The sequence below is a fragment of the Ruegeria sp. YKSF070 genome, assembly GCF_059612725.1.
The window spans coordinates 43136-69762 of sequence record NZ_JBXWRD010000025.1; the positions used below are offsets into that span (position 1 = coordinate 43136).

The following is a 26627-nucleotide window of genomic DNA, read 5'->3' on the forward strand; positions in this document are numbered from 1 at the left end:
AAAATCCCGACCCCCCAATTCTTTTAGGATTTCAATATGACGCAAGAAACCCGACCCGTTCAGATCATCGCCGAGATCGGGTGCAATCACAAAGGGGACATGGACATTGCCAAGGAGCTGATCCGCGTCGCGGCCACGGTGTGCAATGCCGATGTCGCCAAGTTCCAGAAACGCCATAACCGAGAGCTGCTGTCGCCCGAGGCTTATGACACCCCGCATCCGGTGCCGGCCAATGCCTATGGCGACACCTATGGGGCGCATCGCGAGTTCCTGGAATTCGACACCGATCAGCACCAGGAGCTGATCGAGACCTGCAAGGCCCATGGCATCGCCTATTCCACCAGCGTCTGGGATCTGACCTCGGCGCGCGAGATGGCGGCGCTGAACCCGACCATGCTCAAGATTCCCTCGGCCACCAACCTGCATTACGAGATGCAGAACTTTCTGTGCGAGAATTTCGCCGGGGAGATCCATGTCTCGACCGGCATGTCCACGGGCAAGGAAATCGCCGATCTGGTGCAGTTCTATGCCGAGCGGGGCCGGGCCGGGGATCTGGTGATCTACAGCTGCACCTCGGGCTATCCGGTGGCCTTCGAGGATATCTGCCTGTTCGAAATCTGCAATCTGATGGAAAAGTTCGGCTCCACGGTCAAGGGCATCGGCTTTTCCGGGCATCATCTGGGCATTGCCGCGGATGTGGCCGCGCTGGCGCTTGGCCGCCGGATGGAGGCCGAGGGCAAGGGCCGGTTCACCCATATCGAACGCCACTTTACCCTGGACCGCACCTGGAAGGGCACCGACCACGCCGCCAGCCTGGAACCCGACGGGCTGCGCCGGTTGTGCCGGGATGTGCGCAATGTCGATCAGGCGCTGGCCTACAAGCGTGCAGAGATCCTGCCGGTGGAGCAGGTGCAGCGCGACAAGCTCAAATGGACGGCATCCTGACCCGGTCTGAACCGGGCCGGTCGGCAGGGTCGCAGGCCGCATTTATTTATTTGCAACCTTGCCGAAATCGGCCTACCGAAGGGCCGATGTCAGACGTTTCATTTTAAGATCATTATGTAAGATATGTCAGAACAGCCAAGCCGCGAGCCGCGTCCGCAAGGAGACGAGGCGTGACAGACAAGGTGATATTTCGCTGTGCTGTATCCGCCGCGGTGGGGATCGGGCATCTGATGCGCTGCCGGGAAATGGCGCGATATCTGCAATCCCTGGGCGGGCAGGCGGTGCTGCTGGGGCCGCCCGAGACGCTGCGCTCGGATCAGGATGCGCGCTTGTTCGCCGACTGGATCGAGGTGCCCGAACGCGGCAGCTCGGCCGAGGATGCGGCCCGGCTGGTGGCGCTGTGCCGGGACCATGCCACCCCCTATGCGGTGATGGACGATTATCGCGGCGATCCCGAATATCAGCAGATCCTGCGCGATGCGGGCCTGCGCTGGCTGCAGCAGTTTGATGCCAGTGCCCCCTGGGAATTTCAGCCCGACCTGCTGGTCAATGCCAGCCCCTATGAGCGGCGCGAACAATATCTGCCCTGGCTGAAGGAGCCGGCGCGCACCCGGACCCTGTTCGGGCCGCGCTACGCGGTGCTGCGCCCGGCCTTTGCAGGCATCGCCGCGCGGGCCGACGGGCGCCCGGTGCGGCGCGTCCTGGTGGCCTTTGGCGGCGGCGACGACCGGGGCGCCATCGCCACCGCGATCGCGGCGCTGGCGGGCCGTCTGGGGCCGGATGTGACATTGGTGATCGTGTCGGGGGCGGGCAACCCGCGCCGCGAGGCGGTTGCCGCCGAGGTGGCGGCCCTGCCCGCGGGCCAGGCCGAGTTTCATGTCAATCCGCCCGACATGGCGGGGCTGATGCGGGACTGCGACCTGGCGGTGATCGGCGGTGGCACGATGAGCTACGAGGCGGCGATCTGCGGCCTGCCGATCGTGTTCATGGGACTGGCCCCCAATCAGGAGCGGCCCTGCCGGGGCTGGCAGGAACTGACCGGGGCCCGTTATCTTGGCCAGGTCGGGGCGGTGACGCCGTTGGAACTGCACGCGGCCGTGGCCGCGCTGGTCGAGGATGATGCCGCACGGACCGCGATGGCGGCCGAGGGGCGACGCTTGGTGGACGGGCAGGGGACCAGACGGCTGGTCGAGGCCCTGCTGGAACGGGAAAGAGAACACGCATGAGTACTCAGAAGAAGATCATGGTGCTGGGCACCAATGCCGGTCAGGCGGATCTGATCCGCCACATGAAGGATCGCGGCTGGTTCGTGATCGGCGTCTCTCCGGTCGCCGGCGAGTCCGGGCAGGCCTATTGCGATGTGGTCGAGGCGATCAACATCGTCGACCTGGACGCGCTGGCCGAGGCGGCGCAGCGCCATCAGGTCGATCTGGTCTATTCGATCTCGTCCGATATCGCGATGACCTCGGTGGTGGCCCTGTCCGAGCGCCTGGGCCTGCCGCATTTCTATGACAGCGATTTCATCGCGCTGCTGGACAACAAGGCGGCACTCAGGGCGTTCCTGAAAGAGCACGACCTGAGCCCGGTGCCCTTTGTCGAGGTAAGCGACCCGGCGGCGGCGGCGGGCTGGGATCATTTCCCCTGCATGGTCAAGCCCACCGATGCCCAGGGCCAGCGCGGCGTGGTGCGTATCGACCGGGCCGAGGATCTGGAACCCGCGATCACCCGGGCGATCGGCTTCTCGCGCAGCCGCAAGGCGATTGTCGAGGGCTTTCTCGAAGGGGTCGAGATCTCGTGCAACGTGATGGTCTGCGGCGGCCAGGTGCGGATGAAGGTGCTGTCCGAGCGCCTGGTGCACGGGCCCCATGCGCTTGGCGTGCCGCGCGGGCATCTGGTGCCCTGCAAGGATGTCAGCGAAGACAACCAGCGCGCCGCGCTGGAGCTGGTCGACGGGATCATCGCGGCGATGGGAACCCGGGACGGGGTGCTGTATTTCCAGATGATCGTGACCCCGGAGGGTCCGCGCGTGGTGGAGATTGCGCCGCGGCTGGACGGCTGCCACATGTGGCGCCTGATCCGGGCGGCGGAACAGGTCGATCTGATCGCCATGACCATGGATTGCCTGACCGGCGAGGGCACGCCCGGGGTGCTGCCCAACAATGGCGAGGGCGACCGCCACGGGCGCGACATGGAGCTGATGTTCCAGCAGATGGCGCCGGGCGCGGCCTTCGACCCCGGGCGGTTCCCCCAGCCCGAGGGCGCGATCTATCACGAGTATCGCTATGAGGCGGGGCAGGAGGTGCGCCCGGTCAACGGCACGCTCGAGGTGGTGGGCTATTACGTGAGGGAGACCCCATGAGCGGAGCCGTCGCCTCGGGCCTGATCGCGGTCACCGGCGCCTCGGGGTTTATCGGGCGCTATCTGTGCGCCGATCTCGAGGCGGCCGGATACCGGGTGCGCCGGTTGGGACGCGGACCGGCGGAACAGCCGGACGACCGACAGACCGATTACAGCCGCGACAGCCTGGTGGCGGCGCTGGATGGGGCCGATGCGGTGATCCACCTGGCGGGGCGGCGGATGACCCGCGAAGACGCGCCGATGGAGCTGGCCCCGTTCTGGGAGCCCAATGTCGCGGCGATCGGCGACCTGGTGCATGCCGCGCGCGAGAACGGGCTGCAAAAGATCGTGCTGGCCTCGACCATCGCGGTCTATTCGCCCGCCAGCGGCCTGCCCTATCGCGAAACCGCGCCGGCGCGTCCGATCAATGCCTATGCCTTGTCGAAACTGATGGCCGAGCAGCATCTGGAGATGCTGACCCGGGCCCGCGGGCCGGCGGCGGTGGCGCTGCGGCTGGCGGCGGTCTATGGCCATGGTGAAAAGGGCACGCCCGCCTTGATGCGGTTTGTAGGCCAGGCCAGCGCGGGGGAAACCATCGTGCTGACCGGCAATGCCGATTACCGCATCGACCAGCTTTACGTGCGCGATGCCACGGCGGCATTCCTGGCGGCGCTGCGCGGCGCGGCGACAGGGGTCTGCAATATCGGCGGCGGCCGCGCCATCCCGGTGGGCGAGATCGCCGAAACCGTCAATGCGGTATTCGGCAACGCGGGCAATATCCGCTATGACACCGACAGCGACACGCCGATGCCAGAAACGGCGATGGCGCTGGACGAGGCGGAGCGGATGCTCGGCTGGGCGCCGGGCTTTTCCCTGCGCGCGGGGCTTGAGGATTTCGAGCGCATGCAGCGACAGGCGGGGGGCCGCGCGGAATAGCCATGTCCCGCCGGTGTTGCGGAACCCGGCCTTGGCCGTGCTCTGACATGGCGGCCTTGCAGGCGTGCCGCCCGATGCGTCGGAAATTTGAGGATCAGGGGTCGGAATGGAACGACTGACGACAAGAGTGCTGCGGCGGCTGGGGCGTTTGAAAGACGACGCCCGGCGGAGCTTTTCGACCGTGTCCGTCAATGACGAGGACGTGCCGGGGCAGCCGGTCGAGACGTTCCTGATTACCGCCGGGCAGGGGGCGGATACGCCGTCCCTGCAGATTTTCGGCGATCCGATGCACAAGAGCCGCAAGAAGCTGTTGCAGGAATACGGCCAGCAGCCGCTGGAGGACTATCTTGCCGCCGAGGCGCGCCACGGGATCGGCAATTACGTGCTGGTCGACCAGAGCGGGGACGGCCTGCGCATCATCACCGCACCGGGATATTGCGGCGGCTATTTCTGTGCCCGGGACGGTCGGTTCGTCGCCGGATCGACCCTGTCCGCGGTGTTGCGCGACCTGCCGGGGCCGGTCGAGATGGATCCGTTCGGGATCTGTTTCTGGTTCAGCTACGCGCCCCAGAGCAATTTCAACCAGATGCCCTTCACCACGGTGTTCAAGGATGTTCTGCGGCTTGTGCCGGGCGCGGTGCTCGAGCTGCGCAATGGGCGGGTGAGCGAGAATTACAGCTATCTGTCCCGCCCGTCGCCGTTGAAAAAACCGATTTCCTTTGAAAGCGCGTTCAAGGACGTGATGGCGCAGCTGGCGCGCTATTACGGCAGCCGCGGCACCAACAAGATCGGGGTGATGTTCTCGGGCGGGGTGGACAGCCTGCTGATCTATCTCGGCCTGCGCTGGAAGATGGGGGTGGAGCGGATCCGCAACTTCTCGGTCGAGTTCTCGGGCAGCAACGGGCCCTCGCGCGCGGTGCCGGTCAGCAACCAGCTGGATATCGACCTGGAAATCCTGCCCGAGACCACATGGGACCGGCCCGAGGTGCAGGCCGGGATCATCGACATGATGCGCCAGGAAGTCATCAGCGCGCGCAGTGTGCACCTGGCCCTGCTGGGGCAGGACCTGACCGATACCGACCTGTTGCACGGGCAGAACATGGATGCGCTGGTCAATACCAACATGACCATCCTGCATGCCAATCACGAACTGGGCTTTCTGTCCCGCGCCAAGACCCGCAGCATCAAGACCAATGCCGAGAAGGTCCTGCAATACGAGGCGTTCCTGACCAATCTCCAGTTCACCGACGAGTTTCTGGAAAACCCGGTCTTTCAGCGCCGGACGATGGATTTCTACGCCCATATCCAGGGGCCGGCCGATCCCGATCCCGAGCCGGGACTGGACGGGATCCTGCGCGGCATGATCTCGCACCAGTATCCCAACCTGCTGTCGCCGGCGCATCATCCGCATGACCGGATGACCTATCTCAACCGCGAACTGGACCTGTTCAAGGCGCATGTGGGGCCCGGTCTCTCGCCGCGGATGTCGCTCGACATGGTCCGTTACCTGACCTATGGCCACCTGTCGAACAAGCGTCTGGCGACGCTGCCGGTGGGGCGCAACTCCCGCTCGGTGCTGGTGGCGATGAGCGGGCCGCTGCTGAGCTATTACCTGGGCCGGCCCAGAAACCTGCTGGATGCCACCGTGCCCAAGCGCGAAGTCTATGATCTGTGCCGCCGCTTTGCCGGGGAAACCTATCGCAAGCTGCGCGCCGGGCCGACGGTCGACGAGGTGAAGACCCTGTCGATGGATGCGATGGAGAAGATGGTGCGCGACCATGTGGCCTATCTCAACCCCGAAACCTCGCGGGTGCTGGCGGCGGTGACCGACGCCGAGACGCGCACCTATGTCACCCAGGTCTACGCGTCGCTGTGGAAGGCGCTGCACGGCGGTGAGGCGGAGCGGATCACCACCTTTCAATGGGGGCGCTGCCTCAGGGTGCTGAATCTCGAACTTATCATGGAAAACGCGGCCATCGCGGGTATAGAAGGCTCCAAAGATTCCAAAGTCATTGCGCGATGACCAACCCAGAACAAACAGGACATGTTTCATGCTCACACTGAGAGAAGAACTTAGCAAAACCCACGGCATCGCAAATGACGGCAGCCCCTTCGTGATTGCCGAGATGTCGGGCAACCACAACCAGTCGCTGGACCGGGCGCTGGAGATCGTCGATGCCGCCGCCGCCACCGGGGCCGATGCGCTCAAGATCCAGACCTTTACCGCCGACAGCATGACGCTGGATCTGAGCGAGGGCGAATTCACCATCACCGATCCCAAGTCGCTGTGGACCGGGCGCACGCTCTACAGTCTCTATGAAGAGGCAAAGACCCCGGCCGAATGGCACAAGCCGATCTTCGACCGGGCCCGCGAGAAAGGCATTCTGGCCTTTTCGACGCCGTTTTCCGAGGATGCGGTCGAGCTGCTGGAAAGCCTGGATGTGCCGGCCTACAAGATCGCCTCGTTCGAGGCGGTCGACCTGCCGCTCATCCGCTGCGTGGCGGCGACCGGCAAGCCGATGATCATCTCGACCGGCATGGCCAGCGCGGTCGAGATCGGCGAGGCGGTCGAGGCGGCGCGCTCGGCGGGCTGTACCAACCTGACCCTGCTGAAATGCACGTCCAGCTATCCGGCCAGCCCGGAGAACACCAACCTGGTGACCATGCCGCTGATCGGTCAGACCTTCGGCTGCAATTACGGCCTGTCCGATCACACCATGGGCAATGGCGTGTCCTGTGCCGCCACCGCCCTGGGGGGATCAGTGATCGAGAAGCATTTCATCATCGACCGGTCCGCCGGCGGGGTGGACAGCGCCTTTTCGCTGGAGCCCGACGAATTCACCGCGCTGGTGACCGAGGTCAAGCGCGCCGCGGCGGGCATGGGCAAGATCACCTTTGGCGGGACCGCCTCGGAACAGGCCGGACGCCGCAAGCGGCGCTCGCTCTATATCGGGGCCGATCTCACGGCCGGCGATGTGCTGACGCCCGAGAACCTGCGCCGTATCCGTCCGGGCCTGGGCCTGGCGCCGCGCCATTTCGATGCGCTGATCGGCCGCCGGGTCGGACAGGATGTCAAGCGTGGCACGCCGATGAGCTGGGATCTTCTGGACGACAAATCGTAAGGCGGGGTGAACGCTATGCTCCGCGAGAGCTTGTATCGTGTCAAAAGCGTGGTCGTCCGGAAACTGACCTATGGCGCGCCATTGCGGCTGAGCAAGGTGCTGTTGCGCTATAATCGCTACAAGCTGGCGAGCCAGCTGCTCTACCTGCCGGGCCAGTACAAGCCGGACTGTCCCAAGACCCTGCGGCTGAAGGAACGCGCCTATGAAGGGCTGGGCGATTTCGAGCGCGCCGCCGAGTACAGGGCCCGGCAGCTGCGACCGCAGATGGCCGAACCGATCGAGCAGAAGGACTATGCCAGGCTGTTCGCCCTGATGGCGGAGATGGAGCGGACCTGCCGTCCGGCCCCCTACAAGGCCGGTTACCTGATCGCGCAGCAGATGGTGTCCGAACCCGGGCGCCGTCGCCTGCTGGCGGCGGCTCTCAATACGCAGAAGCAATATACCGACAGCATCTTCCTGATCCATATCATCACCCTGTGCCGGGCGATGAAGGGCGCCTATCACCCGGCTGCCCGCCGGATCGTGAAGGAACTGGCCAATCTCGAGGCCGCGCCCGAACTGCTGATGAAGCGGCGCACCAAGATCCTGCAGGACAGTCTGCGGATGGTGGATCTGATCGCCCGCGAGGCCATGGACTGGGCCAGCGAGGACGGCGATTACGACAGCCTGGTGGTCGCTTCGGCGGGCAAGAAGGAGAGCAAGTCGGAGAAGGCCTCGGCCAAGGCGGAGGAGAGTGGCGCGGCGGCCGAGGAATCCTTTGGCGTGGCCGGCATGCAGGATTTCAAGGAACTGGCCCTGCAAGGCCGGATGCGCGACACCTATCTCGAGATCTGCGACAAGGATTTTGCCGAGGCCGAGACGCTTCAGGCCCGGATCAAGGCGATCCAGGACATGGTGCGCGCCAGCGTGCGGCACGTGCCCGATTACAGCAGCTCGTACGAGCTGGCCCGGACCCGGCTGGCGGAGATGAAGGCCGAGCTGGAGCCGCTGTTCGACGACAGCGCGCCCCGGACCGCGAAACAGAACACGGATATGGTTCTGGTGCTGTGCGACTATCTGCTGCTGGTCCGCCGGCTGGGGTTGGCCGCCGAGATCGACCGGGTGCATGCGCGCATGGAGGCGTTGTCGGAACGCGTCGAGATGCTGCCCTTCCTGTGGTCGGTGCCGGCCACCATCGCGCGCGATACCGGCGGGGTCGCCTTGTCCTGCCGCATCATGGCCCGGCTCGAGGGGCTCAAGCCCAAGGTCAACCGGGACATGCAGAACTTTTTCCGCTGGGCGATGATCGCGCGGGAATATGAAAAGGCCAACGCCTTCTACAAGGTTCTGCCCAAGAACCTGCGCCGGCGCAGCGGCTTGCTGTATTATGCCAATATCCTGCAACGCCAGGGCCGGTTCAACGAGGCGCTGAACCTGGTCAAGGAAGTCTATGGGCAGATGCTGAGCAATCCCAGCACCGTCAACGCCTTTTCCAGTCACAGTCTGATCAAGCGGGTGGGCGAGCTGCGCTTTCTGATCGAGACTGCCAAGCATTTCAAATCGGTGCCACAGCCCAAGAACCCCAAGGGGGTGCTGCTGATCGCGCCGCGCAATATCGACCATCTCCGGCGCAACCCGCTGATGGTCCTGCCGGAACTCAAGCGCAAGGGCTGGGCCGTGGTGCCCATTGTCGAAGGGTTCCTGCCGCGGGAACTGACCGGTATCAAGGAGATCGACGTGCTCAATGGCGCGCTCAATCCCAATATCGTGTTCAGCCCCGAGGCCGCCGAGGTGATGCCGGACGTGGAGGATTTCGTCTTCGACCCGGACAATGCGACCCTGCGCTGGGGTAAGATCGACCTGGGGCATTCGCTGTGGGAAGACGCGGCGATCAACCGGCGCCGCTATTCGATCCACTGGCATTGCCCCGAGCTGCAACATTATCTGGGCGGGCTGGTCGACTGGACCCGGGCCGAGGCGCGGGTGCTGCAATATGCCCTGAAGACCACGCGCGACCGCAACCTGCCCGGTGCCTGTATCGCGCTGTTCAGCTGCCGCCTGCCGGATTCGCTGTTCCGTTTCTTCTGCGAGGAACACGGCGACCCCAAAAACTTCTTCTGCCTGCAGGTCGCCAACGGGTACCAGAACTATTTCACCAATTTCTCGACCAATATCTCGCAGCGGTTTGTCATGCGGAACGTGACGCAATATCCGCAGGTGCGCTCGGGCAGTTTCCCGATCCCCGAGTTTTTCGAGAATTATTACGAACAGAAAAAGGGCGATATCCCGGCGATCATGGAGCGTTTCATCGGGGTGACCAAGGTCAAGCGCTCGACCGAGGGGACCTCGGGGCTGCCCAAGGAGGCCCAGGCGCTGGACAAGCGCCTGAAGGAATGGCGGGCCAAGGGCGGCAAGATCGCCTGTGCCTTTGGCAAGGTGGTGTGCGACAGCGCGGTGCCCTTTGACGGCGGCCCGGCGCATAGCAACATGAAGGACTGGATCAACCATTGTATCCGGACGGTCCAGGGCAGCAACACGCTGTTGCTGATCAAGCCGCATCCGCATGAGCTGAACAACCAGATCGCCACCTTTCCGACCGAGTATTTCCGCGACCTGCTGGACGAGCCACTGGGCGAGAATGCCGTCTTCATGGGGCATCGCTGGTTCGACATGCATGACATGCTTGAACGGATGGATCTGGGGCTGGTCTATAACGGGACCACGGCGATCGAGCTGGGGATCATGGGCGTGCCCTGTGTGCTGGCCGGCCATTTCGCGCCGATCGACTATCCGATCGGCCATGTCTCGGTGCGCGACCGGCAGGAGTTCGAGGCGTATCTGCGCTTCGAGAAGCCGGCCGAAGTGGCCCCCGATCTGCGCGAGCGGGCGGCGGTCTGGCTGGATTACATGGCAAACGAGGAGTTCACCCAGGCCTATCGCTATCATGCGCGCCCGGTGACCAACAAGGTGCTCTACCCGCCCTACTGGTTCCAGGACGATGTCAAGCGGCATCAGAAAGCCCCGGACCCGGCGGTTATCGAACTGGCGGGACGCGCCCTGGGGGAACGGTTCGAGCCGGGGTTTGCCGCGGCCGCCGTTCCGGTTTAGGATCAGGGCTTTTTGGGCGCATACCAGACGAGACAGATATGAAGATCACCCTTTCCAGCCTCCTTTCCACCTTGCCCCGGCCATCGGCGGGGGGCGCACGCGATTTCTCGGGCCGATCGGGGGGCCGGAGCCGCGATCATGTAGCCTGCGCAGAACACCCGGTGCGGTTTGTGGAGCGGTCAGCTTGTTGATCCTCGTATGGCAGGGCAAGAAGGAGCAACGTTTTCAATGGGGATAGTTAAGATGGTACGTTCGGGGGAAACCCTAAATGGTACGCCGCGGCGCAGTGAGTCACATCACCTCATAACCCATGGCCGGTCACGGCATCTGCTGATCCTGCTCAGTGCGACCGGGACCAAGCCGAGCCATTTCAACCTGTGGAAGCTGGCCGACCAACTGCCCTATCACAAGCTGTATCTGCGGGTTCCGGTCAACGACTGGTATCAGAACGGGGTTCCCGGCCTGGGATCGAACCTTGACGAGACATTCGACAGTATCCGGCGGCTTGCGGATGGGCTGAAGGTGAAGCGGATCGGGGTCTGCGGCAGCAGCATGGGCGGCTATGCCGCGCTGCTCTTCGCGGCGAAACTGGGCGGCGCGGCGCTGGCCTTCAGCCCCGAAACGCGCCTTGGTCTGCCCTATAGCCGTTCGCTCAAGATGATGCCGCCGGGAACGCCGCACCGGTATGGCGACCTGCATGACATTCTGGCCGGGGCGAAGGAAAAGCTCCATATCTACACCGGCGAGATGGATCCGGTCGATCTGTACTGCGCGGCCCTGGTCAAGAAGCTGGATACGGTCAATATCGTCACCCTGCGCAATGACGAACATACGGTCATGCGCAACCTGAATTTCTCGGACCGGCTGGTGCCCGCGATCCGGGCGATGACCGAAGGGCAGCCCATGCCCACGCTGGTCGATCGTGGCAATGCGCTGGAGATCAAGGAATTTCCGCGCAGCTTCTTCCGGGGCTGGGTGCATTACCTGAACAAGGATTACGTGCGGGCCCGTGCCGAACTGGAAAACGCCCTGGTCCAATATCCGATATCGGCGCGGGTCAATTACCTGATGGCCCGTCTCAATCTCAAGGAAGGGCATCCGGAACGGGCGCGCGAGCATGCCGCCATGGCGGCGGCGCTGACCCCGGATTTCGTGGAACACCGCTCGTTGTTCGCCCATTGCCTGCGCATGACCGGAGATCTGGAGGAAGCCGCCTTTCACCACCGGATCATCCTCGAGAAATGGCCCGACTATCACCCGTCGCATTTCGATCTGGCACAGATCTGTAACCGGCTGGACGACAAGGAAGCGGCCAAGGCCGGTTATGCCGAGGCATTCCGGCTGCAACCGTCGAATGCAACCTATCGCCGTATGGCCCTGAAAGGCTGATCCCGGCAACCGGACGCGCGCCCGGGACGCGTCATGCGGGTCTGGGCCGCGTCGTTGCCGGGCGGAAAGGAGAGGGGATGTGTCGTGACCGACCGTGACATGGGGACGCGCACCAGTCTTGCGGGGGAGCACGTGATGTCGTGTGAACCCTATCCTTCGAGCCTCTGCGGCCCCTGTCATCACATCCTGCCTTGGGAGGGCAGTTCCCCGCGGCCGATGGTGGTCTTCTTCGGGGCCAAGGATCTTGCCGAAGGGGTTTTCAACTTCTTCCAGCAGGGGCGCGAGCTGAAGGCGCACAGGTTCTTCTTCAACAATGGCGAAAACCACTGGTATCAATACGGGATCCCCGGTTTCGCCGACAGCGACGCCGCGGTGCTCGACCTGCTGGCGCGCTGGCGGGAGGTGTTGCAGGCGACCAGGATCTACATGGTCGGGACCTCGATGGGGGGCTATGCCGCGATCCGCTACGGGGCCGCGCTCGGGGCCGATATCCTGGCCTTCTCGACCGATGCGGTGCTCAATGCGCCGCAATCGCAGAGCGCGGCGCATTTCACCGGCACGCAACCCCCAACATGTCCCGACCTGCGCCCGCTGGTGCGAGAGGCGGCGCCGGATCTGACCCTGATCGTGGGAGAGCGCGACCTGTCCGACCTGAAGTCGGCGAGGGATCTGATGCGGGTTGCCCGGATCAAGGCGATCTCGATGGTGGGCGGGAGCCATGTCATGCCGACCTTCCTGTCGCGCCAGGCCCGGCTCGGTCCGTTGCTGCGCGATTTCGTCGCGGGCAAGGGGGTCGGGGTCGAGGCCGGGACTGGCCGGGCGCTGACGGCAAAGGGATATGTGGAACAGGGGTTCGAGGCGCTGTGCGAGGCCCGGTCGGACGGTGCCGATTGGGAGAGGGTGGAACGGCTGACACGGGCCGCGCTCGAGGCCTATCCCAACGGCGAGGCGGCCCAAGCCCTGCTGGGCGAGGCGCTGTTGCATCTGAACCGTCCGGCCGAGGCGCTGACGGTGTTGTCCCAGGCGGCGGTCGGCTGTGGCGATGACGTGAACCTGCTTTTGCTGCTCTGCGTTGCGCTGCGTCTGAACCAGGGCACCGCGCGGGCCAAGGCGATCTGCCAGGGCATCCTGGAAAAACAGCCCGGACATGTGCGCACGCTGATCTCTCTTGCCCTGACCCATGTGGCGGATCGCGAGTTCCAGCCGGCCCGGTTCTGCCTGTTGCGGGCCCTGCGGCGGGAGCCGGGCAACGCCGCCGTCCGGCGGCATCTGGCAAAGGTGGAACTGAAGCTCAGGGCGCTTGGCCAGCTCGCCTGATCCCCGGCGGGGATGGGCTCCTCAGCGGGGTCTCTCGAAGGCAAGCACGCGGGAGTCGAGGCGTTGGGATGACTTCTCGACCGAGGTGAGGAATTCCAGCGGGTGGGGGCGCAGGCGCAGCGGCGCCAGGGCCCGGACGTAATGATCCACCGGGTGGGCCCAGCCGGATTCCTGATAGCGCAGCGATTTGTCGGCCACCAGCACATGAATCAGCGCGATTGCGCCGGGCTTGTGCAGCAGGGACGTGATCCGGTCGAAGAACACCGTCTCTTCGTCAGGATGGATGTGACAGGCTACGTTGAAGGCGAAAAGCAGGTCCGGCGCGGCGGCGATGGCGGCATCCAGGGTGGTGTCGAAAGTGCCCAGCAGCGGCTGCCGCTCGGCGACCCGGTCGGCCCAGGCCGCGCTGCCATTGTCGATCAGCGCCTGTGCGATATCCAGGCCGATATAGCGCCCCGGCGCCAGGTGGGCCATGACATGGGCGCCGACCCGCAGGGTGCCGCAGCCGAAATCGCAAACCGTCATGTCCTGCGGCAGACCCCCGGTGCTGCCGGTGAGGGCATCATGGATCCGGTTGATCAGCTTGAAAGGCCCCTTGCCCATCTCGCGCCAATCGGCGTGTTTCAGGTTCTGACCCAGGCTGTCATGCGCGACGCCCCGGTCGATCTTCGGCACATAGACGGCCTCGAAATATTTCGAGAACCGCTTGCCCGGATTGTCTTTCAGCCAGGCCTGGTACCCGGCGTCGAACCGCGCGTCATCCGAAGGGTCCTGATCCATGGAGCGTCTCCTGTTCCTGCGCCCGGCAGAGGCCGGTCCGGGACCTGATCAGAGTAACCTGAACAGCGCCTCGGCAAACTCCCAGTCCTCGGGCGTGTCGATGTCCTGGGTGCGGGCGCGCGGCATGATATGCGGGCGGGATTGCGAGCCGAACATCGGGTGGTCGTCGATGAACGCGTCACGCCGGCCCCAGTAGAACATGCCCGCGTCGTGAAAGGTTTCCGCCAGATCCTGGCTGCGGGTCTTTGCATGTTCGGGGAACAGCATCTCGACCCCGCCCTGGCCGGTCTCGACCATGGCCCGCTGCGCCGGATGCGCAAAGGTGGCGGCGGCGAAGACGAACCGGGTGTCGTCGCGCTCGGTCAGCGTGGCATGGGCGGCGCGCAGATCCTCGGGGCGTACGAAGGCGGCGGTGGCGTAGATGCAGCAGGCCATCTCGACCGGGCGGCCGTGGATGTCTTCCATGGCGCGGATGGCATGGTTGATCACCACCCGGGTCGGGCTGAAATCATCGGCCAGATTGTCGGGGCGCATGAAGGGCACCTCGGCCCCCGCGGCGCGGGCCACATCGGCAATCTCGGCGTCATCGGTCGAGACGATCACGTGGTCGAACAGGCCCGAGGCGCGGGCGGCTTCGACCGGCCAGGCGATCATCGGCTTGCCGCCGAATTCGCGGATGTTCTTGCGCGGGATGCGCTTGCTGCCGCCGCGGGCGGGGAGAAGGGCGATCTTCATGAAATCCTCGGGTTGGCGCGCCCGCGGAGGGTGGCGGGCGGGCCGCTGAAAAGACAGGTGCGATTGGCGGCAGGAGCCGACCCCGAAGGGTCAGCTCTGGCCAATCTCTTTCAGACCGTCCCGGACCATGGCGATCACATGGGCCTGGTCCGCATCGCTGAGCTGCGGATGCAGCGGCAGCGACAGGGCGCCGGCATAATAGTGCTCGGCATTGGGGAACTGGCCCTCGCGGAAGCCCAGCCCCTGGTAATAGGGCTGCGTGTGGATCGGGATGTAATGCACGTTCACGCCCACCCCGTGTTCCCGCAGGAACTCGAACAGGCGCAGGCGCAGGGCGGCGCGGTCGGGGCCGTCCTCGGCCAGGTGGATCGGATAGAGGTGCAGCGCCGAGCGGTTCTCGGCCTCGCGCTTCTGGATCCGCACGGCCATGTCGGCAAAGGCGGCGTCATAGGCCTCGGCCCGGGCATGGCGGATATCCACGAACTCGGTCAGCCGGGTCATCTGGCTTGCGCCGAGCGCGGCCTGCATATCGGTGATCCGATAGTTCAGCCCCAGCTCCACCTGCTGGTAATACCAGGGACCGTCGCCCTCGCGGGTCATCAGGTCGGGCTGCCGGGTCACCCCGTGCGAGCGCAGCAGGTCCAGACGGGTCGCCAGTTCGTCGGAGGCGGTGGTGACCACGCCGCCTTCGGCGGTGGTGACGATCTTGACCGGGTGGAACGAAAAGACGCAGGCATCCGAATAGCGGCAATCGCCGACCGGGCCACCGTCATAGCTGGCCCCGATCGCATGCGAGGCATCCTCGATGATGTGGAAGCCGTATTTCTGCGACAGGGCGTGAATGGCCTTCATGTCACAGGACTGGCCGCCGAAATGCACCGGGATCACGATATGGGGCAGGGTGCCCGCCGCCTCGGCCTCGGCCAGCGCCTGGGCCAGCTTGTCGGGGCACATGCACAGGGTGTCGAGGTCGATGTCGACGAAATTGACCTCGGCCCCGCAGAGCAGCCCCACATTGGACGAGGCCACGAAGCTGTTGGGAGAGGTCCACAGGCGCTTGCCCGGTTCCAGACCCAGGCCCAGGCATGCGATATGCAGGGCCGAAGTCGCGCTGTTGACCGCGATGGCGTGGGGAATGTTGCACGCGGCCTTGATGCTGTCCTCGAACCTCCCGACCGCAGGGCCCTGGGTCAGGAAGTCCGATGTCAGCACGTCCACGACCGAGGCGATATCCTCGTCCGTGATCCACTGCCGACCGTAAGGTATCATTTTGCGAACCCGGTCTTTTCGAGGAGGTCGATGATCTCTTCCTGGTTCAGGAACACCGGGTTGGTGCCCGAGTTGTATTCGAAATCCGGGCCGGTCGGCGTGCCTTTTTCACCCAGGCGGGTGACCGAGAAGTCGACGTCGAGATCGGTGAACTTGATGGTCGGGATGATCGAGAAGAACTCGTCGAACTGATAGGTCTGGTGCGCGTCCTCTTCGGGGCACATCACCTCGTGCAGCTTCTCGCCGGGGCGGATGCCGACGACACGCTGTTCCAGATCGGGGGCCATGGCGGTGGCCAGGTCGGTGATCTTGGTCGAGGGGATGCGCGGCACGAAGATCTCGCCGCCCCACATGCGCTCGAAGGATTTCAGGACGAAATCGACGCCCTGGTCGAGGGTGATCCAGAAACGGGTCATGCGCTCGTCGGTGATCGGCAGGTGATCGGTGCCTTCCTCGATCATGCGATGGAAGAACGGGATCACCGAGCCGCGCGAGCCGACCACGTTGCCGTAGCGGACGACACAGAAACGGGTGTCGCGCGAGCCGACGGTGTTGTTGGCCGAAACGAACAGCTTGTCCGACACCAGCTTGGTGGCGCCGTAGAGGTTGATCGGCTTGGCTGCCTTGTCGGTGGACAGGGCCACGACCTTCTTGACGTTGTTGGCGATGGCCGCCCGGGTGACGTTCTCGGCACCGGTGATATTGGTGCGGATACATTCGATCGGGTTGTATTCGGCGGCGGGAACCTGCTTGAGCGCGGCGGCGTGCACGACATAGTCGACGCCTTCCATCGCTTCCATCATCCGGCGTTCGTCGCGCACGTCGCCGATGAAATAGCGGATGCGATGTTCGCCGGGGAATTTCTGTTGCATTTCGAACTGCTTGAGTTCGTCACGGCTGTAGACGATGACGGCCGAGGGATCGTAGTCCTGCAGAACCCTGCTGATGAAACGGGTGCCAAAAGAGCCTGTGCCGCCGGTTACCAAGATGCGCTTATTGTTCAGCATATAATAGTTTCCATTCGATTCTGAATTTTGAGTGTCTGATAACAGTGGTTCGCCTCGAGCCCAAGCCAACATTTAGGGTCGCCGGGGCAGGAGCCCGGGTTGCAGCTATTGTTACAGAAATTTCGTTTGTGCAAGGTGGTTGTTGACGATGCTGTCCGGTTTGGCGGGCTTGCGCTTGCGTTGTCAAGGGATTTTATGCCAACTCACCTCATGACGACTTGCATGTTCTGTACATCTCGGCGATTGCCCGGCCATCTGCCCGGTTGGCGACCTGTCGACCGCGCCGGCCATTGAAGAGCATCCGAGTGAACATGTCTCCCTTTCCCCGCGTTTCCGTGATCACGCCGGCATATAATGCGGCCGCGGTGCTGCCGCGCGCGGTCGCCTCGGTACAGGCGCAGAGCCTGCGGGATTGGGAGATGCTGGTCGTCGATGACGGGTCGACGGACGACACCCTGGCCATCGCCCGCGCGCTGGCGGCGGGGGATCCGCGCATCACGGTCATGGCCCAGGCCCGCAACGGCGGTCCGGCGACGGCCCGGAACCGGGCCCTGGCGGCGGCGCGCGGCCGGTTCATCGCGTTTCTCGATGCCGATGACGCCTGGGTGCCGGAAAAGCTGGAACGCCAGCTGGCGTTCATGACCGAACACGGCGCGGGGCTCAGCTATACCGGTTTCTGGCGGATCGCGGCCGGTCGGCGGTGGCAGGTGAATGTGCCGGGTTCGGTGACGCGGGCGCAGCTGTTGCGGGGCAATGTGATCGGATGCCTCACGGCTATCTATGACCGCGAGGTCTATGGTACGGTCGAGATGCCGGATTTGCCGATGCGGCAGGATTATGCCCTCTGGCTGGATTTGCTGAGCCGGAAGGAACCTGCCCTGGGCCTGGACCTGCCGCTTGCCGAATATCACCGAACGCCGGGCTCCTTGTCGGCCAAGCGGTTCCGGGCGCTCGGCGCGACCTGGCGCCTGTACCGGGATCATGCCGGGCTGTCGGCGCCCCAGGCGGCATGGTGCTTGTCGAACCATCTGGTCAGGCGGCTGATACGGGGGTGATGATGCGGGCTGGGGTCAGGGCAGCCGAAACGGAGGGGACCGGGACCGGCGTGACCGTGGCGATTTCCACGCTGGGGTCGCGCGTGGGCGGCCTGAGCCTGCCGCCGCAGATGGCGGGCATCTCCTATCTGGTGCTGATCCAGCGTCCGGGCAAGACGGTGACCACCGCGCTGCAGGCGCGCGGGGATGTCCGGTTCGAGACGCTGGAAACGGTGGGCCTGTCCTACAGCCGCAATGCGGCGCTGGCCCTGGCGGACGGGGCGTTCGTGCTGTTTTCGGATGATGATCTGGTGCTGGACCCGCAAGGCATCCTGGCCCTGCGCGACCTGCTTGTGGCCAATCCGCGCCTGACCTTTGCGGCGGGCTGGCGGCGCGAGCGCCTGCCGCGCAGCGGTCGACGGGCCGGGATCCGGCGCCTGGGCCTGTTCAATTCGGGCCGGATCTGCGCCCCCGAGCTGTTGGTCAGGCGCCGCAGGGTGATGCGGGCTGGGATCTGGTTCGATCCCAATTTCGGGATCGGGGCCCGTTACCCGGTGGGCGAGGAATACGCCTTTGTGAGCGATATGCTTAAGGCCCGCCTGCGCGGGCAGTCGGTGCCGATCGTGACCGGTTCGCACCCCCATGAAAGCACCGGCGACGACTGGATGGATGACAGGTTGCTGGTGGCCCGGCAGGCCCTGTTGCGGCGGGTCTTCGGGATCCGGGCGCCGGTCATACGGATGCTTTATGCCATACGGCACCGGCACCGGCTGGGCGGGGCCGGTGCCGCGCTGCGTTTTGGCCTGGGATACTGAGCCCGCGCGTTCGGTGCCCGGCGCGGGCCGCGTTCACTTTCCCTGCCGGGCGGCACACAGGCCCACGGTATCCAGCAGGCGGGCCGTTGCCGGCAGGCGGGCGGGCACCCCGGCAAAGGCGCTGTGGCGCACCAGGATACAGATTAGATCGGCCTGATCCAGGGCCTGCTGAAGGTCGGTCAGGACAATGGGCAGATCCGACAGACCCGCGGGCAGGGTCTTGATATGGGGTTCCACCGCCAGCACCTGGCAGCCGAGCTGGCCAAAGGCGCGGGTGATCTCAAGTGCGGGGCTTTTGCGCAGATCGTCGATATCGGGCTTGAAGGCCAGGCCCAGGCAGGCAACCCGGATATCGGACATCGCGCGTTCGGGGGCCTGGGACAGCACCTCGAGGATGGCGGCCTTGCCCTTGTCCAGCACCCAGCCGGGCTTGGCGTTGTTGCGTTCGCGGGCGGCGCGGATCAGCTGCGCCTCTTCGGGGGCCGAGGCGACGATGAACCAGGGATCGACGGCGATGCAATGGCCGCCGACCCCAGGGCCGGGCTGCAGGATATTGACGCGGGGATGGCGATTGGCCAGCGCGATCAGTTCCCACACGTCGATGCCGAACCGGTCGCAGATCATCGACAGCTCGTTGGCAAAGGCGATCTGGACATCGCGCGAGCTGTTTTCCACCAGCTTGCACATCTCGGCGGTTTCGGCGCTGGTGGCGATGCAGTCGCCCTGGACCACCAGCTTGTAAAGCGCGATGGCCATCTCCGAGGCGCGGGCGCTCATGCCGCCGATGATGCGGTCGTTCTCGACCAGTTCGCGCACCACATGGCCGGGCAGGACCCGTTCGGGGCAATGGGCGATCTGGATGTCGGCGGCGTCTCCGGCCTGTTGCGGAAAGCTCAGATCGGGACGGGCCGCGGCCAGCCATTCGGCCAGCTGGCGGGTGGCGCCCACCGGCGAGGTGCTCTCCAGGATCACCAGATTGCCCGGCGCCAGCACCGGGGCGATGCTGTGGGCCGCGTCCTCGATATATTTCAGATCGGGCTGGAACTCGTCCCGGAACGGGGTCGGAACCGAGATGATGAATGCGTCGGCCGGTTCCGGGGTCAGGGTGGCATGCAGATTGCCGTCGTTGACGGCCTTGTGCACGATCCCGTCCAGTTCGGGTTCGACGATGTGAATCTGTCCGGCATTGACCGTATCCACCACATGGGCAGAGACATCGACGCCGATCACCCGGCTGCCATAGGCGGCAAAAACCGCGGCTGTGGGCAGGCCGATATAGCCGAGACCTATCATGGAAATACGGTCGAACATTCTGTCTCGAGTTCCTTGTGAATAAGTGTCCGGGAGCGGTTCAGGCGGCCAGATGCGCCGCGATCCGGGCGGCGGCGCGGCCATCGCCATAGGGGCTGCGGGCCTGGGCCATGGCCGCATAGGCGGCCGGGTCGGTCAGAAGACGCAGCGCCTCGGTGCGGATCCGGTCGCTGCCGGTTCCGACCAGGCGCACCGTGCCCGCCGCGACCGCTTCGGGCCGCTCGGTGGTCTCGCGCATGACCAGAACCGGTTTGCCCAGGGCGGGCGCCTCTTCTTGGATGCCGCCGGAATCGGTGATCACCAGCCGCGACCGGTGCATCAGCCAGACAAAGGGCAGGTAGTCCTGCGGCGGGATCAGGTGGATATTCTCGACGCCGCCGAGGATCCGGGTCACCGGCCCCTGCACATTGGGGTTGAGATGCACCGGATAGACGATCTGCGCCGGGCTTTGCTCGACGATCTGGCGCAGGGCGGTGCAGATGTCCTCGAAACCGGGGCCGAAATTCTCGCGCCGGTGACCGGTGACCAGGATCAGCGGCCTGTCGGGGGACAGGAAATCGAACTGCTGACGGAGGTGGTTGTCCAGGTCGGGCGTGGCCTCGATCCGGGCGACCACCTGCTGCAGGGCGTCGATCACGGTATTGCCGGTGACATGGATGGTGTCGTCGGCCACGTTCTCGGCAAGAAGATTGTCGCGCGCGGTCGCGGTCGGGGCAAAATGCAGCGAGGCCAGGCGCCCGATCATCTGGCGGTTCATCTCTTCGGGCCAGGGGGCGTGAATATTGCCGGTGCGCAGCCCGGCCTCGACATGGCCCACGGGGATCCGGGCGTAGAAGGCGGCCAGCGCCGCGGCCAGGGCGGTGGTGGTGTCGCCATGCACCAGAACCCGGTCATAGCCGCCCTCGGCCAGGGGCGCGCGCAGCGCCTGCAGGACGCCGGTGGTGATATCGGTCAGGCTCTGGCCCTCGCGCATCAGGTTCAGATCCAGATCGGGGCGGATGTCGAACAGGTCGAGCACCTGGTCCAGCATCTGCCGGTGCTGCGCGGTGACGCAGATATCGACCCGGACATCGGGGCGCTGCCGCAGCTGTCCGATCACCGGGGCCATCTTGATGGCTTCCGGGCGGGTTCCGAAGACGACGAGGATTTTCACGGCGGGGACCCTTTGGACTGGCGGTTGCGCGAGCGTGTTTTGGTTATCAACTTCAGGATCGAATGCAATCGCCAAGCGGTGCGCGGGTGGGACTATCTTGTCGCGACGACCGGCGCGAAGAGGTCGGTATTCGGTATTGTGGCGGCCTGCTGCTGCAACACGGCGCCCCGTGCGCGGGCGGCTTGCGACATCGTTCGCAGCCGGTCGGGATCGGAGATCAGGCGCTGCAGGGCGCGGGCGGCGGCGGCGGTATCGCCGGCGGGCACCACCTGTCCGGCACCGCTGTCGCCCAGCAGGTCCGGCGGCGTGCCGAGGTCGTAACAGACCACCGGGCGCCCGGCGGTCAGCGCCTCGAGCACGGTGCGCCCGAAGCTTTCGGCGAAATGAGACAGGCTGAGCACGATATCGGCCTGGGCCAGGGCGGCGGCCGGGTCGGGGCAATATCCCGCGTGACGCATGTTGCGGGGCAGGGGGGCCAGTGCGGCGAGATCGGTGCTGTCGGGGCCGATCAGCAGGAATTGGGCTGGCAGGGTCGCGCAGGCGCGCGCGATCGCCACCGCATCCGCGACGCCCTTGCGGGCGCTCAGGCTGCCGATGAGCGCAACGCGGATGTGGCCCTGCGGGGCAAAGGGCAGCTCTGCCAGGGCCGAATCCACCCGGTTGGGCAGCAGGTTCACGCGGTTCGCGGGCAGGTCGAGCCAGTCGATCACTGCCTGCGAGTTGGCGATGAAACGGTCCCCGAGCTCCAGCATATAGGTCCGCAATTCCGCCGCGCCGAGCCCCAGATCGAGGCAGAGGCGCGGATCCTGGGCCGGGAGTTCGCGCACATGCACCACCGTGGGCACCCCGGCGGCGTGGGCCGCGCGCAGGGGGGCGTCCAGCACCAGGGTGTTCTGGTGCAGCTCGACCGCGCCGCTGTCCCGGATCAGCCGGGTCAGCCGTTCAAGGGTGCGGGGATGTGGCGCCACGCCGCCGAACAGCCATCCGAACGGCAGCACATGCAACCGGTGCAGGCGTGGACGCAGGGCGGCCAGATAGCTTTCGTTCTCCAGGTTCGGCAGCACCAGCGAAGGGGTGAAGCCCGCCGCCACGGCCCGGTCGAGCACATCGAGCAGGCTGCGTTCGGCGCCAAAGATCCGGGCCCGGGCCTGGTGCCCGAAGAACAGCAGCGCCTTGCCCGGGGCGGGGGGTGGCAGAGCGCCCGCAAAGACCGGCGTGGGGTCGGCTCCGGCGGCGGCCCCCACCCGCAGATAATGGGCGAGCGGCGGGCCGTCGGCCTCTTGCAGCCCCTGCGCCATGCGATAGCCGGTGGTGCTGAAATCCGGGCCGGGGTCGCGGCCCTCGGCGGCGCCCTGATCGCGGTAATGGGACCAGGGTTCCAGATCGCGGGCGCGCAGGTCGGGATAGCTGCGCAGATACCAGGCGGCGTCGAATTGCGGCGGCAGGGCGGTCTCTTCGGCGGCTGTGCCGGTCAGGGCCAGGGCGGCGGGGGCCGGGAACGGGCGCCGGTCGGGCAGGCGGGGCAGGGGCAGGGCGCCGTCCTCGCGCATCCGGTGGTGCCAGCGCCGGGCGGCCATGCGATAGTCATGGCGGGGTCCCGCATGCTGGCTGTGCAGACCGGTTTCGCTGTTGCGGGTCAGCGATCCCGGATGGCTGCGTCCGAAGGAGAGCGGCAGTCCGGGCGAGACCTCGGCAATCGCCTCTGGTCCGTGCTGGGCCAGGATGCGTTCGTGATATTCGGTATCGGCCCCCGCCCTGACGCGGTCCCAGTATCCCAGCGTGTCGCGCAACTCGGCCCGGATCATCAGCGAGGAGATGTTGCGATGCACATATCCCGTATCGCCCCACCAGCGGGTAAAGCGCAGATCGGGCGTTGCGCGTACCCAGTGCGAGATGCTGGCCATCCGGTCGGGCGCGCGCAGCAGGGCCGCGGCCTGCCGGGCGATGCGGGCGGGATGGGCCCAGTCGTCGGCGTCCAGCACGGTGACGAAAGCGCCGCGCGCGGCGGCCAGCCCGATGTTGCGGGCCGGATAGGCCCCCGGTTCGGCACTGCCGTCCAGCAGGCGGATCCGGGGATCTCCGGCCGCATGGCGACGCACGATCGCGGCGGTGTCATCCCGCGAGCCATTGTCGATCACCAGGATTTCCAGTGCCTGCCAGCTCTGGTCCCGCAGGCTGCGCAGGGCGGTGCCGATGGTTGCCCCCGCATCCCGGGCGGGCATCAGCACGCTGACCAGCGGACCACCACGGCGGGGCAGGGCAGGGCCCGTGCGGTGCAGCCTGTCGAAGGCCGGAGCATCCCCCGGCGCCACCCGCACCCCGCCCAGCCCGGCGCGGGCGAACAGTATCTGCATCCGCCAGCGCCAGCCGAGGCCATGCCCGCCGCGGGCCGCGGTCAGATTGGCCGCGGCCAGATGCAGATCGGGGAACCCGCCCAACAGGTGCCGCGCGACCCGCAACAGGGCCTCGGCCCGGTCCCGGTCTCCGGTGGCCAGGGCGGCCTCGATCGCAAGCAGGGCCGGATCGGGCAGGCAGAAGCCGCCGATCAGTTCTGTCTCGGGGTCGAGCGGGCGCAGCAGGGTCTCGGCCTCGGCCCAGTTTCCGTGCCGGGCGGCCTCGCGCGCCTGCGCGATCCGGGCCCAGGCGCGCTCTGCCGGTGCGCCATGGGCGGCGAGCGCCCGGAGGTCGCGGGGGCCGGCCTCGAGCAGCCCCAGGCGCCGGTCCCGTTCGCGGGTTGCCGCGAAGACCGCGCAGGGCAGACGCCCTTCGCGGCGCCCGTGGCGCAGGTAATGGCGCAGGGGGTCGATGCCGGAGGCGGCCACATCCGGATAGCAGCGCAGGTACCAGTCCGGGTCGAAAAAGGCGGGTTTGCACCGGGTCATGGCGGGGGACTCCGCGGCAACGCAAGAGGGTGGAATGGGGACAGTCACACTTTACATCGCGGAAAATCAAGGTCATTTAACCTCGGGTTTCAGGGGTTTTGACCTGTGTCGAAGTTGATTGACGGAAGAATGAGATGACGCCTTCGAAACACGGGCCCGGTTCGGCTGCGCCTGTTCCGGCGATCCTGGCCGAGATGCAGCGCACCATTGAACGCCTTTACCTGTCCCAGCAGGATCTCAAGCAGCAGGTTGGCGCCCTGGGCGCCATGCATCCGGTGATCTGCCGCAGTCCGGGCCGGCCGGGTCCGGGTCCCCGGGCGCTGATGCGCCTGCATGGCGGGTACCGCCGCCGCTATCAGGCACGGGCGATCCGCGATTGCGGCCTGTTCGATGCGCCCTGGTATCTGCGCCGCAACCCGGATGTGCGCACGGCGGGCGTCGATCCGGTTGCGCATTTCCTGGAACATGGCGCCCGCGAGGGGCGCGATCCGGGCCCGCATTTCAACACGATGTTCTATCTGCGGACCTATCCGGATATCGCCGCCAGCGGTCTGAATCCCCTGTGGCATTACCTGACGGTCGGCTGGCAAGAGCAGCGCGCCATCCGTCCCGGCATGTTGTCCGAGGGATAGGGATGGCCAATTCATCCTGGAAACTGCCGGATCGTCTGGCCTATGTGGTCAGTCACAGCTACCCCTATTCCAGCAATGGCTATGCGGTGCGCACCCATGAGGTGGCGCGTGCGCTGGGTCAGCTGGGGCATGATGTGGTGGTGATCAACCGCCCGGGCCGTCCCTGGGATATCGACGGGTTTTCCCGGCGCCGGCGGATTTCTCCCGAACAGGTCATCGATGGCGTGCGCTATGTGTTCCTGCCGATGCCCGCGGGGGTGGGTCGGGGCTTTCGCGACCGGATGCGCGGTGCTGAACGAGGGCTGATGGAGGCCTTTGGGATATTTCGCCCCGCCGCGGTGATGGCGGCATCGAACTGGCAGACCGGAGAACCCGCCCAGAACGCGGCCCGCCGCTGGGGGGTGCCGTTCTTCTACGAGCAGCGCGGATTCTGGGAATTGTCGCGCGCCGTGTGCGAGCCGGGGTATGAGCGGACCGAAGACTATGAGCGGGACCGCCGCAACGAGTTGCGCGTGGCGCAGCGGGCCGAGGCGGTGTTCACCCTGAACGCGGCCATGCGGGACGAGATGGTGCGGCAGGGCGTGCCGGGTGACCGGATCGAGCTGGTGCCGAACGGGGTATCGGCGCTGACGGCTCAGAGCCGGGGCGCGGCCGGCGAGGTGACGCGGGAGAGTATCGGCTGCGGCGCGCGCCATCTGCTGGGCTATTTCGGGTCGCTGAGTGCATATGAGGGCAGCGAGGACCTGATCCGCCTGCTGGCGCGGCTGCGCCAGGACGGGGTGGATGTGGCCATGATGATCGTGGGGTCGGGTGCCGCCAAGGGGCTGATCGACAGTGCTGGCGAGACAGGGACCGAGAGCCGGATCAAGGCGCTGGCCCAGTCGCTGGGCGTTGCCGGTCATCTGCATCTGGTGCCCCGGGTGCCGCAGCAGCGGATGGCCGCGTATTACGCTCTGGCCGATGCCATGATCATGCCGCGCCGCTGTCATGCGGTGACCGAACTGGTCGCTCCGCTCAAACCCTATTCCGCCGCCAGCCATGGGCTGCCGGTCTTCATGAGCGATATCGCGCCGCTGGCCGAGATCGCAGGCGACATTCACGCGGTCCTGTTCCCCGAGGGCGATATCGAGACCCTGGCCGGGCAGGTGAAGTGGATGCTGGAAACGGGCGCGCATCCGGCGCGGACGCAGCCGCTGGCGGCCGAACTGCTCTGGTCGCGCCGGGTGGCCCCGATCTCGCGGCATCTGCAACGCGTCGCCCGGTCGGTGCCGGCGTTGCCCCTGGCCCCGGAAACGGGCGACAGGAATCTGGCGGGCGGCGTGCCCGGTTTCGACCTGGCCAGCGTGCCGCAGGCGGCGCTCAGGGATATGGTCCTGGCGGGGCCGATCGCCGCGATCGGACCCTGCGCCCATCTGGCCGGGCGCGAGCTGCGGCGTCTGACCCGGAACACGCTGCTGGCCGAGCTGGCCACCGGGCCGGTGGGACATTTCATCATCGACTGGTGCGGGTTGCAGGAGGCACCCGGTGAGTGGGACGGATTGTGGTCGATGCAGAACATGCGCCTGAACCGGCAGATCATGGATGCCTGCCGGATCGCGGTGGCCCGTGGCTGGCGTTTGCAGGTCACCGGGCCGGTGCGGCGGGGGCAGGCACCGCTCTATCGCACGGTGAGCGCGGTCTTCGAAGAGGTTCTGCCCGAAGAAGGGCAGGCCGATATCCGGGAGGCGGCACAATGAGGGTTGCGGTTCTGGCCGAGCAGAATTTCAACCTGATCGACGGCTCGACGATCTGGTTGCTGAACACCTGCAAGCTGCTGGCGCTGCAACCGGATTTCGACACCGACCTGTTGCTGCGGCACAGGCTGACCACCCGGCTG

20 protein-coding genes are annotated in these 26627 nt (G+C 65.9%); 13 read left to right on the forward strand and 7 right to left on the reverse strand.

From position 1 onward, the window contains the following. The first annotated feature begins 36 nt into the window (after window positions 1-36). The 9 genes from AC2FL1_RS13545 (at window position 37) to AC2FL1_RS13585 (ending at window position 13133) form a co-directional block, all read left to right on the forward strand. Entirely contained in the window at window positions 37-945 is a 909-nt protein-coding gene (locus AC2FL1_RS13545; RefSeq protein WP_496829852.1) for an N-acetylneuraminate synthase family protein, read from the forward strand. A gap of 170 nt (window positions 946-1115) precedes the next feature. After that, window positions 1116-2171 carry a PseG/SpsG family protein gene (locus AC2FL1_RS13550; protein WP_496877294.1) on the forward strand — a complete coding sequence of 352 codons (1056 nt, stop codon included), beginning with the start codon at window positions 1116-1118 and terminating at the stop codon, window positions 2169-2171. After that, window positions 2168-3304 (forward strand): ATP-grasp domain-containing protein, encoded by a 1137-nt coding sequence (locus tag AC2FL1_RS13555; RefSeq protein WP_496877295.1) that lies wholly within the window; start codon window positions 2168-2170, stop codon window positions 3302-3304. Before AC2FL1_RS13550 ends, AC2FL1_RS13555 begins: the two co-directional genes overlap by 4 nt. Next, entirely contained in the window at window positions 3301-4218 is a 918-nt protein-coding gene (locus tag AC2FL1_RS13560; protein ID WP_496877296.1) for an NAD-dependent epimerase/dehydratase family protein, read from the forward strand. The genes AC2FL1_RS13555 and AC2FL1_RS13560 overlap by 4 nt, the downstream gene beginning before the upstream one ends. A gap of 106 nt (window positions 4219-4324) precedes the next feature. Then, window positions 4325-6241 carry a hypothetical protein gene (locus AC2FL1_RS13565; RefSeq protein ID WP_496877297.1) on the forward strand — a complete coding sequence of 639 codons (1917 nt, stop codon included), beginning with the start codon at window positions 4325-4327 and terminating at the stop codon, window positions 6239-6241. Window positions 6242-6269: 28 nt separating this feature from the next. Beyond that, complete coding sequence (gene pseI / locus AC2FL1_RS13570; RefSeq protein WP_496877298.1) at window positions 6270-7340, forward strand: pseudaminic acid synthase; 1071 nt, start codon at window positions 6270-6272, stop codon at window positions 7338-7340. A 6-nt stretch (window positions 7341-7346) separates the two neighbouring features. Further along, complete coding sequence (locus AC2FL1_RS13575) at window positions 7347-10427, forward strand: hypothetical protein (protein WP_496877299.1); 3081 nt, start codon at window positions 7347-7349, stop codon at window positions 10425-10427. Window positions 10428-10670: 243 nt separating this feature from the next. Beyond that, window positions 10671-11816 (forward strand): tetratricopeptide repeat protein, encoded by a 1146-nt coding sequence (locus AC2FL1_RS13580; RefSeq protein ID WP_496877300.1) that lies wholly within the window; start codon window positions 10671-10673, stop codon window positions 11814-11816. Between the two features lie 84 nt (window positions 11817-11900). After that, window positions 11901-13133 carry a hypothetical protein gene (locus AC2FL1_RS13585; RefSeq protein ID WP_496877301.1) on the forward strand — a complete coding sequence of 411 codons (1233 nt, stop codon included), beginning with the start codon at window positions 11901-11903 and terminating at the stop codon, window positions 13131-13133. Window positions 13134-13154: 21 nt separating this feature from the next. Here the strand turns inward: AC2FL1_RS13585 and AC2FL1_RS13590 are convergent, their stop codons facing one another. The 4 genes from AC2FL1_RS13590 to pseB form a co-directional block, all read right to left on the reverse strand. After that, on the reverse strand, window positions 13155-13913 hold the full coding sequence (locus tag AC2FL1_RS13590; RefSeq protein ID WP_496877302.1) for a class I SAM-dependent methyltransferase: 759 nt from the start codon (window positions 13911-13913) through the stop codon (window positions 13155-13157). 48 nt (window positions 13914-13961) lie between these two features. Next, window positions 13962-14648, reverse strand: a complete 687-nt coding sequence (gene pseF / locus AC2FL1_RS13595; RefSeq protein ID WP_496829828.1) for a pseudaminic acid cytidylyltransferase — start codon at window positions 14646-14648, stop codon at window positions 13962-13964. A 90-nt stretch (window positions 14649-14738) separates the two neighbouring features. Then, window positions 14739-15917, reverse strand: coding sequence for a UDP-4-amino-4,6-dideoxy-N-acetyl-beta-L-altrosamine transaminase (pseC, locus tag AC2FL1_RS13600; protein WP_496877303.1), 1179 nt, complete (start codon window positions 15915-15917; stop codon window positions 14739-14741). Beyond that, window positions 15914-16924 carry a UDP-N-acetylglucosamine 4,6-dehydratase (inverting) gene (gene pseB, locus AC2FL1_RS13605; protein WP_234145720.1) on the reverse strand — a complete coding sequence of 337 codons (1011 nt, stop codon included), beginning with the start codon at window positions 16922-16924 and terminating at the stop codon, window positions 15914-15916. Before pseB ends, pseC begins: the two co-directional genes overlap by 4 nt. A gap of 335 nt (window positions 16925-17259) precedes the next feature. On the opposite strand from pseB, the gene AC2FL1_RS13610 reads away from it, so the two are divergent. Together AC2FL1_RS13610 and AC2FL1_RS13615 are read left to right on the forward strand one after the other, a co-directional pair. Continuing rightward, window positions 17260-17979, forward strand: a complete 720-nt coding sequence (locus tag AC2FL1_RS13610; RefSeq protein WP_496829824.1) for a glycosyltransferase family 2 protein — start codon at window positions 17260-17262, stop codon at window positions 17977-17979. Further along, complete coding sequence (locus tag AC2FL1_RS13615) at window positions 17934-18773, forward strand: glycosyltransferase family 2 protein (protein ID WP_496877304.1); 840 nt, start codon at window positions 17934-17936, stop codon at window positions 18771-18773. Before AC2FL1_RS13610 ends, AC2FL1_RS13615 begins: the two co-directional genes overlap by 46 nt. Window positions 18774-18806: 33 nt before the next feature. Here the strand turns inward: AC2FL1_RS13615 and wecC are convergent, their stop codons facing one another. From wecC to AC2FL1_RS13630, 3 genes are all read right to left on the reverse strand, one after another. Next, the gene (gene wecC, locus AC2FL1_RS13620; RefSeq protein WP_496877305.1) at window positions 18807-20084 is read right to left on the reverse strand and encodes a UDP-N-acetyl-D-mannosamine dehydrogenase; all 1278 of its coding nucleotides are present in this window, start codon (window positions 20082-20084) and stop codon (window positions 18807-18809) included. A 40-nt stretch (window positions 20085-20124) separates the two neighbouring features. Beyond that, complete coding sequence (gene wecB / locus AC2FL1_RS13625; RefSeq protein WP_234145723.1) at window positions 20125-21237, reverse strand: non-hydrolyzing UDP-N-acetylglucosamine 2-epimerase; 1113 nt, start codon at window positions 21235-21237, stop codon at window positions 20125-20127. 92 nt (window positions 21238-21329) lie between these two features. Then, entirely contained in the window at window positions 21330-24119 is a 2790-nt protein-coding gene (locus tag AC2FL1_RS13630; RefSeq protein ID WP_496877306.1) for a glycosyltransferase, read from the reverse strand. A gap of 134 nt (window positions 24120-24253) precedes the next feature. On the opposite strand from AC2FL1_RS13630, the gene AC2FL1_RS13635 reads away from it, so the two are divergent. Then, complete coding sequence (locus AC2FL1_RS13635) at window positions 24254-24751, forward strand: hypothetical protein (RefSeq protein ID WP_496829814.1); 498 nt, start codon at window positions 24254-24256, stop codon at window positions 24749-24751. Between the two features lie 2 nt (window positions 24752-24753). Next, a complete protein-coding gene (locus tag AC2FL1_RS13640) occupies window positions 24754-26487 on the forward strand; it encodes a glycosyltransferase (RefSeq protein ID WP_496877307.1) in 1734 nt (577 codons plus the stop codon). The last annotated feature ends 140 nt before the right edge of the window (window positions 26488-26627 follow it).